Here is an 18,364-nt window from a genome sequence, read left to right on the forward strand (position 1 = left end):
AAGACCTATGAGCGAAGCGATCTAGATTCTAATCCCCCACTGCCGTTTAATAAACCACAATAAACCAAATACTAATACACTGGCTTTGATCAGGTGATTCAATACAACAGCAAATTCGGTTTCGGCTTTAACCACCTGGAGAAATAAAATAGGACTCCAGATCAGTAGAGTCGGATAAAAGGAGCTCCAATCCTCCAGTTTTTTCCAGAACCAAGAGATAAATACACCCCAAAAAAACATAAAGAAGATACCTCCCCAATAGCCATAATTGGCATAGCCTTCTCCTACAATACTAATACCCATGGACGTATTATCATCAATCTCAAGGCCCGTAAATAGACGAAAATGTTCCCGGCCGCCAGCTTTTTTCTTATTGGGAGCCAGAAAGCGGGGTAATAAACTGGATTCAATACCTTCCCATATAGTGGCACCGCCGGCAAAGGATTCTTTCTCGTTGGTATTTTTCATTACTGCGGAGATAATCCAGCCCTGGTTAAGACGAACATTCATATCTTCTTCTGTGGATGGTGTCAGTATGCTGCCATCACTCCACTGACTGGTAGCCAATCCAAGAAATAAAGCTACTTTATTACCGCTATAGCCCTGCTTCCATACCATTTCGCGGTATTGCGCTTTTACGGATTGAATGGTCACTGCAAAAAAGATCCCTAAGACAGCTACTCCCAGTTTGTTGATAAAAGTAAGCTTAAGCTCCCTGGCCACAAAAGTAAATGATAACATGGCCCAAAGAAGTAAATCGTGAAACATACCGGCAGCTATGGAAACCACTGCCGTAAAGGCCATGGTAGCCCAAAAGATGGGCCAGCGATTGGGCTTGCCTGAAAATAGAAGGTAAATAACACCGATGTATTTAATATTGGCTAAGAGGAAAAAGACAAAACTTAAGGATGCTGGTAGAAATCCTGAAAAATAAGGTATTAATAATCCGATAACTATAAAGTAATAGGGTAACTTTGGATAATCACCTAGTAATATGCTGACTCTATTTCCTATATCTTCGAGGCTGGAGTGATCTTTAAACATTAAGGTACCTATGCGAAAGACGATAATTGCCGGTACCACAAAGGACATATATACCATTTCCTCAACATACATATGATATTTATAGTGATAGGCCTCATTATAATAGTCAATGGCCGGGCCAACAATCCATTGCAGGGCAGCCATGGCGGTCATTAAATCCACTATGGGGATGCGTTGGCCCATGCGGTCAATTACTTTTAAGGTATAGAAAAGTGCCAACCCAAGTCCAATGGCTGTCCATAAATAAGCCCCGTTAACCAAGAGTATTAATGCTAAAAAGGCTGAAAGTATTATGTTGGTTTTAATGGTCATTAATAATGATTAGGCGAATAATTTGTCAACAAATTAAAAGTAGGTCGATTTTCGTTTTTATACCGCAAAGTAAACAAAGTATTTATAGCAAAGGTCAGAGAGTGGAGTAATAATTAATTTTGATTTTCAATAGATGTAGGTGTTGCCATCCAAATGGTTATTAATTTTTCTCTTTCTTGCTCCCATGCCAGTTCTTTACCTCTCTTAAATCTTTCCTGATGTTGCCTTCTAATTGATTCAGTTTTACTCATTAAATTAAAGAGGCTGTCTTTTAGTTTAACGACTGTTTGACCTGAAATACATCCTCTGTTCGTATCTGTGTCCATAAATTGCTTTTGAGCCGGAGTATCAGTTGCCAATATATATAATCCGGCTTGAGCATAGGCAATTATTTTATTGGAGATGGCCAGATTGTTGTTTAAGTCTTTACCTGGTTCTAAAGCAAGGCTAATGTCGTGGTTGGCGAGTTCGGCGTGGAGGTCGGGTTGAGACATTGGATTTTCGATGTGAAGATTTATGATTTGCGATTTATCCTCTTTCGCTGAAGCTATGGAGGACAAGAAGGGTTGGATGATTTGTTGCTTAAAGGATGGATCGAGGTCTCCTATTAATGTCAGGTTGATAGGTTGATATGTCAATAGGTCACTAGATTTAATTAATAGAGTAAGAGCTTCTAATAGTTGTTCGAGACCACGGCCGAAGGATATCTTTTGGCTAAACCAGACCAAACGCAGAGCATTTGAGGTTTTAGGAACTAGGTCATAGGTTTTAGGCATTATGAATTCCGAAGAAGGAAAACTGTTGAGAATTACCTTATGATTTGGATGACCTCCAATCAGTTTTAATGTATATTCACTAATTAAAGGACTAGCCAATGTGAGTGCATGGGCATCAGGTAAAAGCTTTTTCATTAAAAACTCACGGCGCTTCTTTTCGTTTTTGGCATCGAAGCGGATAAACTCACCAGGGTGGTAATCTTCCACATCAAATACAAAGGGGATATTCCATTTTTGACTACATTTCCAGGCCGGATATAAAGTGCCCAGATTATGAGCACATATTAAATTTGGTTTTTCATTCAGTTTTAATGCAGTATGTAATAACTGAAAAGCCCGGCGACTAGTTGCCAGAGCATTTATTTTCATACTCCTTTTAAAGATAGGATAAAGCTTTTGTGCAAACTTTTCCAACAATCCCCACTTCAGCCATTTTATTCTATCTGTCGGTGTAGCGTCAATATTTATAACCTGGACTCTTTTTAACTCATCACTTTTAACTAATAACTCATCACTTCTGCAGTCACTCCAATTCCCCAGTTTAAATTGAAGGAGTGTGCATTGGTGTCCTAACTCTAAGGCATAGCAAAGCTCCTTATACAAACGTGGATTGGTGGCCAGGTTATTTGTTGTGAGGAAAAGGATGTGCATTATAAGGTCGTTAGCTTGTTAGGTGAATAGATCAGTAGGTTATAGGAGATAGGATTTGGGTTTTTCGGGTTGTTCTTTTACATTATTTTAAAATGTACAAATACTCTTGTTCAATGATTATTGCCACAGCATCCATTGAGTGTGGTGTTTTAATGTTATTTGAAAACTGATTAATCAATTCTGGTTGGTTAATTAATTTTTGTATTCTTGAACAAAGTTGTTCGGTATCACCATTCTTAAATAATAAACCATCTATACCATCATTAATCATGCTTTTTATGGCAATGTAATCAGAACCAATTACCGGAATTTTTCGGGTGGCGGCTTCCAGTATCACCAAGGGGGCCACTTCGTTGGATACTGAAGGCAGAATAAGTACGTCAACTTGATTCAAATAGTATACAACCTCCTGTTGCGAAAGGGCTTCATTCCACGTTATGTTTGCTTTTTCAGATGCCCATTTTTTGTGTTCATCAAAGTACTCCGTTTCGCCGCCTGAAGGATTGGTCAGTACATGTAAATGAGCTTTACTTTTATCTATTTGTTCCCAGGCTTCCTTTAATAAATGAAAACCTTTTGAAGGGTGCATACGGCCGATGAAGGCGAAATGTATTTTATCTGTTGATCCCGATAGCCATCGGGAGTTGAGTTGTTGAATTGTCGAACTGTTAAAGAAAACAGGACTGATGCCCTGGGGTATTAATTTCGCTTTGGTGATGCCATTGATTTCGAATGCCTCCTGAATCCAGGGTGCTATTGAAAATACGATATCTGCATATTTTTTGACACGGTCTAACTCTGCTTTGCGGTGATCAACCTGAAATACGGCTGGAGCGATTTTTTTGTGTTGAGTTGTTAATTTGTGTAACTGTTGAAATGAAATACTTAGTAAATTAGAAATGGTTTTATTGTTTCCCCTGCTTTGAAACAGACAGCTTAGGCAGCGTTTTACATCAACGCGACAGTCACAATTTTCTTTCCCATATAATCTGACATCACCTTTTATACAAAAGAAACTCCCTAAATGAGGAGTAAAAGCTGTTTTAATTCCTAATTCTTTTACTGCTCTTAAATGATAACCATTAATGGCACGGCCAAAGGAGTGAAAGTGGACCAAATCAGGCTGGATTTCTTTTACTCTTTTCAAAAAGCCTTCAATGCCTCTTGGTGGTATCAAGCCATTTAATTCTTTCGGATCAGGTTTTAGTGGTATTGGAAAGGTATATACCGGAATGTTCTCGTATTCGTAATCTTCTTTAGATTCAGTAGTGGCAATTAATACTCCAACCTTCCAACCTTTAGTTTTAAAATAATGGCAAAGGTTAAGCACATACACTTCAGTTCCGGCACGATGTGAGGGGAAAAAGGATTCGAGGGTGAAGAGTAGTTTTCGAGATACAGACATCTATTAATATAATTGAATACGCAATCTTGTTGGCAAAATGCAGATTAAAAGTGATTTAGCCGGAATGCTTAAGTCATTGATTTTTTTAAGCGCCATTACAAAATTAAACCTGATTAGTAAAGACATTGCCCGACGTGCTTGTATATTTTTTAAGTTAAAATAGGCTACTTTCCTGTCTTTTTCAGTCAATGGACAATCTGATCCAGAAAGATGGATTTTATTTATTTTATCATTAAATGATTCATATTCGTGCTGTCGTAAATTAATTTCCTGTCCTTCATGAGGACGCCACCAGAACAGATCTCTTTGAAAAATAGCAACCGGCCCTAATTTTGCGCATTTTAAATTAAAGTCCATATCGGTTGCAACACTGTATTGCGCATCAAACCCTTTTAATTCAAAAAAACTGGATGCGCGGTATATTGCACCCGTAGGACCCGAATATAGAAGACCTTTTCTCAAAAAATGCTGGTAATACGCTTCTCCCGAACTAAAACTATAGGGAAACTGTTGTTGTTCATCTTCTTGAAAGTTGGACATGCCAATGGCCGCTTCGGGGAACTTTTCCATGGCAGCAACCATTAGGTTTAATCCATGAGGATATATTAAATCGTCAGAATCCAGATACTTTAAGTACTTGCCTTTGGCGTATGAAGCTGCTTTATTTCGATTGGGATAATCTCCTAAATTGTGCTCATTTATGAATACTTTAATACGGGCATCTGCTTGCTCATATCTGCGGGCAATTTCAACAGATGAGTCAGTACTCCGATCATCAACGATAATTAACTCCCAGTTTTGGTATGATGAAGCAAGTACACTTTCAATGGCTTCAGCAATGAATTTTTCTCGGTTGTAAACGGTCATTAAGACACTTACTAAAGGAGTATCCATGTTATATAAATAGTTGTTTTATGATTTCGTCTTTTGAGTGGTTTCTTTTTGCAGTTATATACTGCTTATGTGCCTGATTGTAAATCAACCAACGGTATATCTGAGTAAACATCCATTTGGGGTTAATGCGCCATTTATAGGCTTTGTACAATAGCATGATAAAAGATTTCAATAGAGGCACCCGCTTGCTCTTTAATTCTAAAAGGATATCATCTTGTGCTATCTCAATGTATTTTCTGTGGAACTCACTGCTTTTATCAAAAGGATGATAATGAGCTACCTTGGCATGAGGATCATAGAGGATTTTAAAGCCTTCTTTTATTATTGAAATCGCCCAGCGAATATCCTCACCAAATTTAACAGGTTCGAAAGGGTAGGATGTCAAAATAGTTTTTCGGTACATACTGTTCACATTATCCCAACCACATATCTCTCTCTTCGTACTTGGTGAGAGCTCATTAAAATCATTAATGTTTTTAAATTGATATGCTCTGATTTCAGGCAAATTAATGGCACGTGTCCATTCAAAGGGATTAATACTTTGCAATTGAGGTATCCTTTGCATTCCACAAACCCCTGCTAATTTGTCATCAGAGAAATGAGAGTGCATTATTTCTAACCAATATTCATCTGGTGCAATGGCATCCTGCACAGTCATCATTATGTAATCACCTTTAGCCAATGAAATCCCATAATTACGTGTGGTACCATGGTTAAAAGCTTCAGGCGGAATTTGATATAATCGAACCGGATACTGACTGATAATATCCAATGTGCCATCTGTACTTCCACTATCAATGATGATTACTTCGGTTTGGTCAATTAACGTTTGACTGAAGATGGCATGAAGACAAGCATTAATAGTTGCAATACCGTTTTTAACGGGAATGATGATTGATATTTCAGGCTTTTGAATCGATGAATGGGGCATGATTCTAGTCAAAATTTGTTTTAAGTTTTAAAAATGGAGTTTCGATAAACCGAAAGGAAACATGTGCTAATACAATTGTCATTATTGTAAATACAACAAAACTCCAAAGGTCATCTTTAAAATTTAGTTCAAATCCGGTTGTCTTTTGAACCAATACTTTAGTTAATGCCGGCAGTGGCAAATGAAATAGATAAATTCCATAACTGATTTTTCCAATATGCATGAGTGCCCTGTGATGTGTTACTTTATTAATACCCCATTGCCAACCATAAGTTGCAGTTAAAACAAAACTGACAGTGGTGAGCGCTAAAAATAGTTCTAAAATAAATGGAGCTGTATATCCCAGGTAATGACTTTGAGTTAGTACTAATATCATGATGGGTAAAAGGATAGCTGTAATTAGAGTTCTGTTTTTGACGATTGCTTTAAATAATTGTGAATCTTGTTTGTGCACATGATAGAAAGCAAATAAGGCCCCAATACCCAGGGTGTGAAAGTTGGCAAAGGTCAAATTTCTAAACATTGGAGTAGTGCTGTAAATAGTATTTAAACCCAATGACAGGACAATAATGCCACTAAAGAAAAAAGGCAGTACTTTTTTGGGTAGAAACAGAATTAAAAATGGCCAAATCAGGTAGAATTGTTCTTCCACACCCAGAGACCACAGGTGACTAAAGAGGCTATTAAAGTTGCCAATCTTGAAAAAATATAGGTTTTGAAAATAGGTGAAAAAGTAGAAATTGTAATCATCGTTCCACATGTGGAGATTCCCCAAGTGTTTTGCCAGATAGAAAAACATAATAAAAAGATAGTAAATGGGGAATAGCCTCAAGGCACGGCGTATGTAGAAGTTTTTTAAAAGTCTTCCATTTTTTTCCTTTTTGTTTAGCTTAGCTTTCAATAAAATGGATGTAATCAAAAAACCTGAAATGGTAAAAAACAAATCTACACCATACCACATGTAAGGGACGTAATAAATACTATTTTTCGGGATAAAATGAGCCATTAAAACCATAAGTACCGCCAAAGCTCTGAGGCTTTCCAGTTCCGGATAAAAAGTTCTTTTGGGCTTGAATATTGGTTTATTATTTGTTGAGTGTTTCATGTATTGAAAATGTTTCACCGGGTTGAATAACGTATTCTTTATCGGCAAATGAAAACCAAACAGACTGTGTATTCTCAACCGGATTGGCTATTTCGTATTTAGTGATAATTAGTTTTTGAATAGACTGAAAGTAGCTTGTTGCTTCTGTTGAAGTACAACTCCAAATATTATTTTGTGACTTAATAGCTGAACAAAAAACTTCAAAATCATCTATTTTCAGTCCGGAGGGATTTGAAAAGTCGGTTGCATGGCCCCAAGTGTATTGCATTTTTGACCAGGAATAAGGGATGTTCAATTGTTGACCTAGAATTGATTTGAGATTTCTAACCCATGGTAAATCTGTATTTAGAAAGTCTTCCCGATTCTTTATAGCTTCCGATAAGGCACAGGTTGGATGCCATTGTAAAAAATCAACAGGGGGTTTAAATAAGTTGGTATTGCTAATAGAACGAGCATTGGTATATCCCGCTTGTTTAGCCATTTCAATGGTTTTTGAATTATAATCGCCAAAGGGGTAGGCCAAACTGTAAACTGCTTTATTTAGATATTTTTCCAGAGTGTCTTTGCTACTATTTAATTCATACCAAAGCAAAGAATCATTCATTTCATTCAACCTAAGATGTGATACGCCATGACTACCCACTTCGTGACCGTCATATAATTGAGCTATTAATTTTAAGGGTATATGTTTTTGCGATGATTGGATTAACGGAGCGGTATGTAAGAAGAATGTACCCTTTAAGTGATAATGATTCAGCGTGCTGACAATTTGGGTATCCAGAATGTTGCCATCGTCAAAACTGAGGATCAGAGCTTTTGATTTAGCTTCCGGGTATAAAAAATGTACATCCTTGGTGGTGGTAAGCCGATGGTTGTATTTGTAACCTCCAAATGTAATGAGACAGCCCATTATTAGCAATAGTACAAAGAAAAGGAAGAGGATTTTCTTCAATTCTAAATCAGTTTAAAAAGAAACCCTTTGGCTAAGGGGATTCTGGTTAATAGCGAGTGCATGGCAAACACCGTATACACTTTTATTAGTTTTATTTTTCCTGGGTTTATCAACTTTTTAGTTTCGACCCAGGCTAAAAAATCTTGATGTTCTGTATGGTAAGTTTTAATTCGCGCTAATAAAAAGTTCTTATATAAATTTAAAATACCTTTACTAATGGCTTGCCTGTGATGTTTCAAATTAAGCGTTGGCAATAAATCGAAGTAAAACCGCATGCGCCCTATAATGGAGTTATGCCTAAAGACTTGTTCTTGTTCCGGTGTTTTTGGCAGTAAGCGATAAAAGAAGTCGGGTGCTCCCTCTACTACTTCAAAATCCAAACCCTGCAGAATGGCACGGATATGTAATTCCGGGTCTTCCATTATGGTGTAATCCTCTCGAAATCTACCTGTATTTATAAAACTTTCTTTTCTCCACATGGGGCCACTGATACACCAGGGTGGGGAGTCCATTAAAAAAGACTCAAGATATTCATTGGGTTTGTCATAATATTTACCGAAAATTTTGTAATTATTTATGTTTTTTTCGAAGGTAGCTTGAGTGAAAACAGCAAAATCAAGTAGGGGATGCTGTTGGATAAAATCCACCCTTTTTTCGATACACGTGGATGTAATAATATCATCGGAGTCCAGAAATAACAAATAGTCACCTTTGGCCATTTGTACACCCAGGTTTCTGCATCTCGACGGCCCTTTGGGTAAACTTTTTCGATAGTAAAGTTGAATGCGGGAATCGGTTTGGCTTAACTCTTTAATGTAGGTATCACTGCCATCAGTTGAACCATCATCCACAACTATCCATTCCCAGTCAATATAAGTTTGAGCTTTGATGGCAGCCCAAGTTTCGGGTACTAAATCGAGGCGGTTAAAAAGGGGCGTAATGATGCTAACTAAACTTTTCATTTTAGATATGCGGTTGATTCTAAACTGATATTTCTAGCTCTTTTGATTTTTTTAATTTTTATAAGTGTATTCCAAAAAGCCTTTTGGCGCGTATTAAATTTCTTAAACTTCCGGAAAAGAAGAAGAGTACTTAGTTCATCCATACTTTTCTTTAGAAATAGTAACCAGGCACTTCGGTAACGTTGATTAATATTTGCCAATGGAATAAGATTAAATATGACGTTACGAACCGGATGGTGTTCAATCTTCTCCCATGAAAATATCGAATCGTGAATGATTCGTGCCTCAGGTACGATACCAACTTTAAATCCCCAGTAATGTAATCGGTTAATGTAATCCTCATCTTCACCGTAATGTGGAAACAATGGATTAAAACCACCTACTTTAGCCAAACATTCTAAGGATATTAACCAGGCAGCTGCATTTACAAATTTTGTAGTGTAAACTTGCTTTAATTTGTTAATGGTTAAATCAGATAATAGTCCATTTGTATTTTCAGGACCGGCATATTCAGCAAATTTAGTTTCTAATCCATCTTCCATTCTATTAAGGTGTACTGGACTTAAAACACCATATTCAGAATTACTCTTATGCGCATTCACCAAAACCTTTAGTGTATCTGCTTTAATCCAGGCATCCTGATTCAATAAAAACACATAATCTGCAGCCGCTTCCAAAGCTTTCTGCATCCCAATGTTATTGCCTTTACCAAATCCCAGATTCTGTTCCGACCGGATTAAATCCACTTGTGGGAAATGTTGCTCTATATAATCGGGTGTACCATCAGTCGAAAGGTTGTCAATAACCAGTATGTGAGTTGGAAGCACCGACTTTAGCAGACTGCTTATGCAGCGCTCAATCCATTGCATGCCATTATAAGTAACAATGATTGTGTATAGTTTGGGATATCCATATTGCACGTTTTTCATTTTAACTATTCGCCATTAGGTTTTTGATATTAATGGACAACTCAGCTTTCATTTTACTATAGGCAAATTGCATAGCTGTATTTAATGCCTGCTTTCTCATTTCACTAAGCTGAATTTTATACTGTTCTGGATGCTCCAGAACATCGTATACTTTTTCTACTAATTTATAAGGTTCATTATTCCCAAATACAAAAGCATTTTTTTCATTCTCTAAGAAGTCTCTGGGGCCAAATCCCTCATAGCAAAAAACTATACAGCCCCTTGCCATAGCCTCCACAACCGATGTATTTAGTGCCTCAAATGTATTTAAGGAGATAAAAAAAGTGGCTTTATCAAAGGTAATGGCCACTTCTTGATGGGTTAAGCCCTGCAATAGTTTGATCCGCCAATCAAAGCCTAGTGCTTTTTTTAGTTTGTTATTGCCTATTTTTCGCCTAAGTAATCCGTTGACAATTGAAAAGTCAATCTGATCAAATTTAGGGTACATCACAATGCTTTTTTCACGTTTATCAGCGATCGGCGAACTGAAGAAATAGTCAGCCAACATGGGAGGAACTATAAATACCGGAAGTTTAATGAATTTCTCAACGATTGGGATCATGTGTGGTAAGATGACCATGACAGAGGAAAAACCTAGGTGTTTATGACTTTTATTAATGGGCATCTTTTCAAAAATCCATCCGGCAGCCTGTATAAACAATATTTTTCTTGCTTTATATTGCTGTATAAAATCTTCATGAGCTAAAACTTCTGGCACGACTAATACATCATCGGCAGTTATCGCCTTTGGCGGATGGTTATCGATATATTTTATCGGAACAGGAACTTCCAGCCAAGGTAATTGAAAACCCTTTTTTTGATGTAGAATATATGCTTCGTACCCTAAATCATTGAGTGCTTTAACATGGTAATAAATAACGCCAATACCCCAGCTTGGTTTAGAGTTATCGGGTACTAAATAGTATATTGCCATTACTTTTTATAGCGTATTACGCATTTTACAACGAAAATTAAACCAACCTTTAAAGAATAATATTTATACATATTGTATCTTGGAGATAGGTATAGTCTCAGCATGCTAGGATAGTAAGAAGTTGCACGAAGGTATTTATGTGTAAAAAACTCCATTTTTATTCTCTTAAGAATAAAAATTATTTCTTTCTCGAAAATAGCTAAATCATATTTGTTAACCTGCCTATTTCTTCTTATCAATTTATATGCCCAATTCTGAATACTATCAATGCAAGCTATATCTATTATTTTTTTTTCATGAATAAAATTTAGGTGAGTATTAATTTCATTATCAGAAATTGAAGGCATGAGTTCTTTTACCTGTTCAATACAAATAAATTCTACAACCTGTTTTTGTTCTTTATTTTTGGATGCCGATATTTGGTTGTTGTGAATACGATATTTTAAAAGAATATCCGAAATGTTAGCTAGCTTAATATGCTTAACTGCATCAACCCACAATTTGTAATCCTGTGCATACTTAATATTCTCGTCATAAAATATCTTTTTATCTATAAAAAGTTCTTTGCGTATAATGACACTAGGATGAGCTAAAGGATTTATACCCTGAAATAGTTTTATATTGATAGTTTCGTGATCTAAAGGGAAATGACTTCTTTTCTTTTTGCCTATAACTTCGAAGTTGGTACCACAAATTCCTATATCAGAATTACTCTCCATATATAATACCTGTTCAGATAAACGATCTGGCTGACAAATGTCATCTGCATCCATACGGGCAATATATTTCCCCTGAGCCATGCTTATGGCTTTATTTAATGATTTTGTAAGTCCTAAATTCTCAGGATTTATAATGTAATTTATCCTTTCGTCAGTATAGGTTTTAATAATATCATGGGTCCTATCGCTTGATGCATCATTGATGATGATATATTCGAAATTTGAAAAAGTTTGATTTAAGACACTATCTATTGCTTCTTTAAGATATGTAGCTCCATTATGGACTGACATAATAACAGAAACCATTATTTTATTTACTTCTGTATCCAAGCTCTGGGAATTATGTGTTTTGTTTGTGTATCGTTTTTCTTATTGTCGGCGAACCACTTTTTAGGCGCAATTACTGTCTTATTTTCATTCTGATTTAACCAGGCAGCCCACCAACTGTAACTACTGTTGGCAATAATATTATGCTTGCATAAACTCATTAATTGCATGTCAATATGTGCCTCGTTAGACCTCGAAGTATCAACAATGGTTTGTTTATGATTGCTGTCGAAATTAAGCTTAACCCATTCTATATCATCAGAAAATATAAAAAAATGGGACTCCGGATAAAGGTCTTGAATAGTATTTATACTGGATTTGTAATATGACATTGGTAGCAGTCCATGAATTGAATTAATGTAACTGCTACTAGCATAATCACCTCTTCTTATATGGATTGAGACCGAATTGCATTGGCTTATTTCAAATTGAATTCTTGTGTATTCAACAGGGAGGCTGGGGAATTGAAAAAGTTCAAATATCTCTGTCTTATATTCTGAAAAATAAAATTCACTTTGCCAATAACCATTTAAGTATATGTATTTGCTTTTAATTAGTAATTTTTGATGTGGACTGTTGTCATCAACTAAAATTCTAACATTACGAATATATTTATTGAAATACTTTTTTAGTCGTTTGATAATTTGAGGCTTTTTATTGTAAAAAACCTCAATATCGCGATTGTTGGCTATTTGTAAAGTTTCGCCTACAAATATTGATAATTCATACTCTCTTGCGGTAAAAGAATTTGTCGATGCGTTATTTTCTTCAAGAGCATGCGTGTCTAATTTTAGCTTAGTCTTGTTTTTTATAGATAAGACTTTGCCAAATGCGAGCTGAAACATTTGATTACCTAAGCCTCCAATTAAGCGGGTGACAATCATTTAAAGTGCTTTATAATGTTCCAGCGGATGAACCTGAATAATTCTTTTGGTGATTTCTTATGTATGTGTTTTGATTTCTTTAATAGAGAGATTGTGTTTCTTATATTAATTTTTCTCTTTGTTTGCTTGTCTGATTTTATTATGATTTTATGTTCATGGTATTTTGGTAAAGCAGTGTAATGGTGTATCCTGTCAAGAAATTTGGTTTTGTCTTCTGCATTTTTCAGAATGTATTCAATATGCTTAATTTTATCAGGCCTTTCAGCATACCATTCATGATATTCAATATAGCGAAGTATCAATTCGTCAATTTTGTTGGGCACATAAACAAATAATGAATTATTTATCATTTTCTTTTCTCGTTTCTCGATAATGACGTCAAAAAGAGATTTTTTGATGTTAAGATTTTTGTAACCAGGAAACTGTTGATATAAATCAAATCTTATTTCAATTTTATTTTTATTTAAAATATCAAAATGAGTATGTGTTTCACTTCTTTTTGTAATTTGTGCAGTGAATCCTTTGTCGATATATTGATTGGTGACTATTAGAAGATTCTTTATGATATGGGATATGTCAAAACAAAAAATATCTATATCATCTCCAATTGAATATTCAGGAAATTTATCATCTATTTTAATTATGCAGTAACAATCATACTCAATTGTTTTAAAGAAATCTATTAGGTTAATCATATTAATCGATAATTGCAATAAGTATATTTTTTTGTTCGCGATACTTTAGAATTGCAGCTCTATGCAATCCATCAATAATTACTAATTTTTCGTGTATTATTTTTGCAATGATATAGTTATTGTGAAATGGTGGAAATAAATAATTTAATTGCTTACTTAATTCAATATATTTATGAATACTATAGTCTGCTTTGAGTGGACCTCCAATGTATTTTTTAATGTAGTTTGAGTAAACAGACATGTCAGACAAGCCTGCATATTGAGGAGAATCGTTAATCTGAACTGTTTTTAATTGAGGTTTGTCTTTACTTCCTTCCAGAATGTTACAATACAAATTGTTTATGTCTACTTTCTTTATTTGTACCTTATCTGATGCTGGAATAAAATATGGTGAGTCTAAAAAATTATTGTGTCTTTTAAAAAAATCTACACCATCATTAATGCCAAGATATTTTAGTATATAGTCGGTCTGAAGCTCATTATCCGACGCATGGATGACGTGGTCTTCGGTTCTTATATTATTAATCCTGGGATTAAATTTGTCTCTTAGTTGGTCTTTAAATTTTTTTAGTGTTAGCGATTCAATATGTCTAAAATCTTCTACGCCCCAATAATCGATGCAAGGATTGTTGTTTTTAATAAATACAAAAATTACACTATTGGGAGTCGTTTTTAAGTATTTTGTTTTTTGTTTTAAATGTTCAAAAGGAGCGTAATCATAAGAGTAAATTTTTTTAACAAGATATTCAATAGACCTTGGTATGTGATCTTGTATGCGCACTATGTCAAAATTTTCATTATCCCTAATAGCCGAAAGAATATCATCTCGATACTTGATTCCATGCCCCCAGATTAATATATAGTCATATCTGCTATTTTGATAGGTATCCATGAAGTGTTAATTCTTTATTTAATATCTTGCTTAACCTACTATTAGAATCTTTGAAAAGTTCCTGTATAAAGTTTAAATCTTTACTTGTTACATATTTTGATTTAGAATTTAATGCTAGGTTACTTCTGATCCATTTAATGATTTTTCTACGTTTTTTTGATCGAGAAAAATCTAAGTAGCGTCCGTTTCTTAAATGACACTCTTCGCTACTATCAATTACAAATATTGAATTAATGAAACGAACAAGCTCAGATTGTTTTTTACTCATTCCTTCATATACACTTGTGATTTCAAAGTTGCTTTTATTTATACCAATAAACCGGTTAATTAGTGTTAGTGTATTGTTTGCATCATTTTTTAGTTCTTCATGAAGATATACATGAACATTGTCTTTCTTGAACAAGTAGTAATACAATTCAATGACTTTATCATAGTATAACTTAGGCAGTAAATGATACTTGAAATAATGTGAATGATATAAAAAGTAATTCCAATTAATTCTGCCTCCATGCACAATATATTCTTTGTACAGGGATTCAATATAACTGGTTTGCTCTCTAATACCAATTAATATTTTTGCATTGGGAAATACTTGTCTTATTCTATTTGCCATTACAACTAACTCTCTTCCCCACCAATCAATGCCACTATGAATACTTTCCAAACTAATTAATGTTGGCTTGCCGGGTTGATCAATATTTGCAATTATTCGATCGAACCTTTGAATAAAAACATTTTTATCAAATAAAAGATCATGACAATCTTTTAAGTCTTGAAAAAACTTCTTAATATCCATATTGACAAATGGCTGTCCAAGATAATTAATTTCTTTTGTTTTGGAGAAAATATTGTTTTGGAGAAAGGTAGTCCCGGTTTTGTGATAACCGATATGTATCACTAATTTTTTATCCATTTATTTAATTGATTTTACTTGCCATGAATGATCAATTGTAAGGAGGCTTTTATTGTTATGTATATGATAACCTGATTTATATACATCAAATGGTTGAACATCGATTGAACACACCTTGGTTGGTTCGATAAGAAATTGAATTTTAGGAAGTGCAATACCAAAATATAATAAATAGTTACCAGCACCTAAATTCAATGATTCAATGCTTAGGGATACTCGAGTTTTTCCTTTGCAGTCTCCCACGTAATGACCACTTATAGGCTCAGTGGATAGAAAAATGATGTTCTCATCGGAAAGGCTTTTTACTGCAATAATAAAGGCTGGATTTTTAACAAGATTAGCAAAGTAAATATCAAATTCAAAGTTTGCTTTTTTCCCCGTTAAGAGTTTTTTTCCATTATTAATTGTAATTTTTACAAGCTTAACTGTACCATCTTTAGATTGAATATTATCGTTAAGCGTATTTTCAGACAAATTATCGTAAATATATTCTTCGATAATATTGTTTGACTTTCCTTCTGATAGAATGCTTCCATTTTTTAAAATGATACTCTTGGGGCACAACTTATTAATACTTGCCATATTATGACTCACAAACAATACGGTGCGTCCATGGTTTTGTGAGACATCCTGCATCTTACCAATGGCCTTTTTCTGAAACTCGGCATCGCCTACGGCCAGTACTTCATCTACCACCAGTATTTCGGGCTCTAAAAAAGCTGCTACGGCAAAGCCTAGTCGTACATTCATACCACTGGAGTAACGCTTAACAGGGGTGTCTATGTAACGCTCACAGCCTGAGAAATCGATGATCTCATCCAGCTTGGAGCGTATCTCCGCCTTGGTCATGCCCAATATAGCACCGTTTAAGAAAATGTTCTCACGCCCCGTCAGTTCAGGGTGAAAACCGGTACCAACTTCCAATAAAGAGCCCAGTCGGCCATTTACCTTAATACTACCGGTAGTAGGAGCGGTAACGCGCGAGAGTATTTTCAGCAAAGTACTTTTACCCGCACCGTTTTTACCAATGATACCTACCACATCACCTTCTTTAATATCCAGGTTAATGTCGCGTAGAGCCCACACATATTCGCTCATGCCTTTATGTGCCCGGTCGTTGGCTTCTCCAATCTTCAGGTAAGGGTCGGGATTTTTAAGAATATTGGTCTGCCACCAGCGGTTCAGGTCATGGGCAATAGTACCCGTACCAATGGTACCGAGGCGGTACTGTTTAGATAGGTTTTCTATTTTTATTATTGTCTTAGTCATCGAATTGTCGCGAATTTATGCGAATTATGTCATCTAATTTACGCGAATTAACACGAATTGTTTTTCAATTAGGGATAATTAGTGCTAATTAGGTGACCAGATTGTTTATAATTCTTTTGTATTGTAGGCTTGGCTTACCGAAATTAATTAGGATGCCAAGTTTTTTGTTGGTAGCTTTTAGATAATTAATTAGCTGTGATTCATGTTCACTAGTCAAGTCACTCAAAGCTTTTAATTCTATTATTATATCATTGTAGCATATAAAGTCTGCTTTATAATACTTATCAAGTTTATCACCTTTATAGTAAATGCTAATCAAGGCTTCTTTTTGAAAAGGAATGCCTTGTAACACGAACTCTTTTTGAATAGCCTCTTGATAAACAGGTTCCAGAAACCCATTCTTTAATTCGTTATGCACCTCAAATGCGGCACCTATTATTTTATAGGCCTCATCTTTATACAATATTCCTTCAACCATCCTGTAAAATTCGAGATAATTAGCGCAAATTCGGTGATTATACTGTATCCATAAATGTTTTTTCAACTTTATTAAATACAACGGTACCTAAAAACATTAGTACTGCCATAAAAACAATGCTATAGCCTAGTAACTCCCAACTAAAGGTGCCGGCTCCAGTAAATCCATAACGAAAAGTTTCAACTATCCCTGTCATTGGATTCAACATGATGATTTGTTTCATTTTACCTTCAACAAACGATAATGGATATATTACCGGAGTTGCGTACATCATTAATTGCACAGCAAAAGTTAGCAGGAAAGTAAAATCGCGGTATTTGGTTGTAAGGGCCGAAATTAACATACCAGCTCCCAAACCTAAGCCAGCCATAATTATTATTAAAACAGGTAATAAAACTATATGCCATGAAGGAATGAGATTAACTTCTGTACCTCCGATTATCATAAAATAACCCCAAACCGCCAAGAATAATGATAGCTGAACACCAAACTTCAATAATTGTGAGATAACCATGGATAAAGGTGTGATAACCCTTGGGAAATAAACCTTACCAAAGATGCCAGCATTACCACGGAAAGTATTGGATGTAAGTGTTAAACAACTTGAGAAATATTGCCACATAACATTACCACTTAAATAGAATACCAATGGAGGCATACCGTCAACCGGAATTTTCGCAATGTTATTAAAAATTACCAGTTGCATTAAAGAGGTAAGTATGGGTTGAATAAAAAACCATAGAGGACCAAGTACGGTTTGTTTGTAGATAGCTACAAAATCGCGACGAACGAATAGGAATAGTAAGTCGCGGTACTTCCAGGTTTCTTTTAAGTTAAGGTCTAGTAATTTAGATTTTGGTTTTATTTCTAATGTGTAATTTTCCATTTGTTTTATCAACGAATTTACGCTCCCGATGACTATCGGGATTGTCGAGAATTTATTTTTCTGTTTAATTTTCAAACTGTTTATTTGTTGAGTTGTTCTTTGAGTGCCTAATACAAAGTGCCTAGTGCTTTACTTATCTACTTACACTTTCTCCTAAATTTAGCTATCAGCCATTAGCTAACAGCTATTAGCTTTTTAAAACCACAGATTAGTTGGATGTTCGATGTTTAGATGTTCAATATATGATGTTAAGATGTTGGATATTGAATTATTTATTTGCAGCTTGGTTTTTTTGTCCACTAATTGCGCTCCCAATGATTATCGGGTTTAACAAGAATTTAATTTTTTGTTTAATTGTCTGACTGTT

The 18,364-nt window shown here is 35.1% G+C and carries 18 protein-coding genes; all 18 read right to left on the minus strand.

Annotation, left to right across the window (positions count from 1 at the left end; translation table 11 throughout):
• Positions 1-21: 21 nt before the first annotated feature.
• The 18 genes from ACRD62_RS16325 to ACRD62_RS16410 all read right to left on the minus strand — a co-directional run bounded on the left by ACRD62_RS16325 (position 22) and on the right by ACRD62_RS16410 (position 17,997).
• The gene (locus ACRD62_RS16325) at positions 22-1,356 is read right to left on the minus strand and encodes a hypothetical protein (RefSeq protein WP_430821186.1); all 1,335 of its coding nucleotides are present in this window, start codon (positions 1,354-1,356) and stop codon (positions 22-24) included.
• Positions 1,357-1,469: 113 nt separating this feature from the next.
• Positions 1,470-2,783, minus strand: a complete 1,314-nt coding sequence (locus ACRD62_RS16330) for a glycosyltransferase family protein (RefSeq protein WP_430821187.1) — start codon at positions 2,781-2,783, stop codon at positions 1,470-1,472.
• An 82-nt stretch (positions 2,784-2,865) separates the two neighbouring features.
• A complete protein-coding gene (locus ACRD62_RS16335; protein WP_430821188.1) occupies positions 2,866-4,188 on the minus strand; it encodes a glycosyltransferase in 1,323 nt (440 codons plus the stop codon).
• Positions 4,189-4,191: 3 nt separating this feature from the next.
• A complete protein-coding gene (locus tag ACRD62_RS16340) occupies positions 4,192-5,082 on the minus strand; it encodes a glycosyltransferase family 2 protein (protein ID WP_430821189.1) in 891 nt (296 codons plus the stop codon).
• 1 nt (position 5,083) lies between these two features.
• On the minus strand, positions 5,084-6,013 hold the full coding sequence (locus ACRD62_RS16345; protein ID WP_430821190.1) for a glycosyltransferase family 2 protein: 930 nt from the start codon (positions 6,011-6,013) through the stop codon (positions 5,084-5,086).
• 4 nt (positions 6,014-6,017) lie between these two features.
• Positions 6,018-7,118 carry an acyltransferase family protein gene (locus ACRD62_RS16350; protein WP_430821191.1) on the minus strand — a complete coding sequence of 367 codons (1,101 nt, stop codon included), beginning with the start codon at positions 7,116-7,118 and terminating at the stop codon, positions 6,018-6,020.
• Positions 7,099-8,070, minus strand: a complete 972-nt coding sequence (locus tag ACRD62_RS16355; RefSeq protein ID WP_430821192.1) for a polysaccharide deacetylase family protein — start codon at positions 8,068-8,070, stop codon at positions 7,099-7,101. The genes ACRD62_RS16350 and ACRD62_RS16355 overlap by 20 nt, the downstream gene beginning before the upstream one ends.
• A gap of 2 nt (positions 8,071-8,072) precedes the next feature.
• Entirely contained in the window at positions 8,073-9,032 is a 960-nt protein-coding gene (locus ACRD62_RS16360) for a glycosyltransferase family 2 protein (RefSeq protein ID WP_430821193.1), read from the minus strand.
• Entirely contained in the window at positions 9,029-9,961 is a 933-nt protein-coding gene (locus tag ACRD62_RS16365; protein ID WP_430821194.1) for a glycosyltransferase family 2 protein, read from the minus strand. The genes ACRD62_RS16360 and ACRD62_RS16365 overlap by 4 nt, the downstream gene beginning before the upstream one ends.
• 1 nt (position 9,962) lies before the next feature.
• Positions 9,963-10,934: a glycosyltransferase gene (locus ACRD62_RS16370; RefSeq protein WP_430821195.1), complete on the minus strand. Its 972-nt coding sequence runs from the start codon at positions 10,932-10,934 to the stop codon at positions 9,963-9,965.
• Positions 10,934-11,983: a glycosyltransferase family 2 protein gene (locus tag ACRD62_RS16375; RefSeq protein ID WP_430821196.1), complete on the minus strand. Its 1,050-nt coding sequence runs from the start codon at positions 11,981-11,983 to the stop codon at positions 10,934-10,936. The genes ACRD62_RS16370 and ACRD62_RS16375 overlap by 1 nt, the downstream gene beginning before the upstream one ends.
• A complete protein-coding gene (locus ACRD62_RS16380) occupies positions 11,968-12,864 on the minus strand; it encodes an alpha-1,2-fucosyltransferase (protein WP_430821197.1) in 897 nt (298 codons plus the stop codon). Before ACRD62_RS16380 ends, ACRD62_RS16375 begins: the two co-directional genes overlap by 16 nt.
• Positions 12,861-13,559: a hypothetical protein gene (locus tag ACRD62_RS16385; protein ID WP_430821198.1), complete on the minus strand. Its 699-nt coding sequence runs from the start codon at positions 13,557-13,559 to the stop codon at positions 12,861-12,863. The genes ACRD62_RS16380 and ACRD62_RS16385 overlap by 4 nt, the downstream gene beginning before the upstream one ends.
• 1 nt (position 13,560) lies before the next feature.
• Entirely contained in the window at positions 13,561-14,451 is an 891-nt protein-coding gene (locus ACRD62_RS16390; RefSeq protein WP_430821199.1) for a hypothetical protein, read from the minus strand.
• Complete coding sequence (locus ACRD62_RS16395; protein WP_430821200.1) at positions 14,432-15,364, minus strand: sulfotransferase domain-containing protein; 933 nt, start codon at positions 15,362-15,364, stop codon at positions 14,432-14,434. Before ACRD62_RS16395 ends, ACRD62_RS16390 begins: the two co-directional genes overlap by 20 nt.
• The gene (locus tag ACRD62_RS16400) at positions 15,365-16,633 is read right to left on the minus strand and encodes an ABC transporter ATP-binding protein (RefSeq protein WP_430821201.1); all 1,269 of its coding nucleotides are present in this window, start codon (positions 16,631-16,633) and stop codon (positions 15,365-15,367) included.
• A gap of 88 nt (positions 16,634-16,721) precedes the next feature.
• On the minus strand, positions 16,722-17,111 hold the full coding sequence (locus tag ACRD62_RS16405) for a GxxExxY protein (protein ID WP_430821202.1): 390 nt from the start codon (positions 17,109-17,111) through the stop codon (positions 16,722-16,724).
• 37 nt (positions 17,112-17,148) lie between these two features.
• Positions 17,149-17,997, minus strand: coding sequence for an ABC transporter permease (locus ACRD62_RS16410; protein ID WP_430821203.1), 849 nt, complete (start codon positions 17,995-17,997; stop codon positions 17,149-17,151).
• Between the last annotated feature and the right edge of the window lie 367 nt (positions 17,998-18,364).

The organism is Carboxylicivirga caseinilyticus (assembly GCF_050589785.1).
GTDB lineage: Bacteria > Bacteroidota > Bacteroidia > Bacteroidales > Marinilabiliaceae > Carboxylicivirga > Carboxylicivirga caseinilyticus.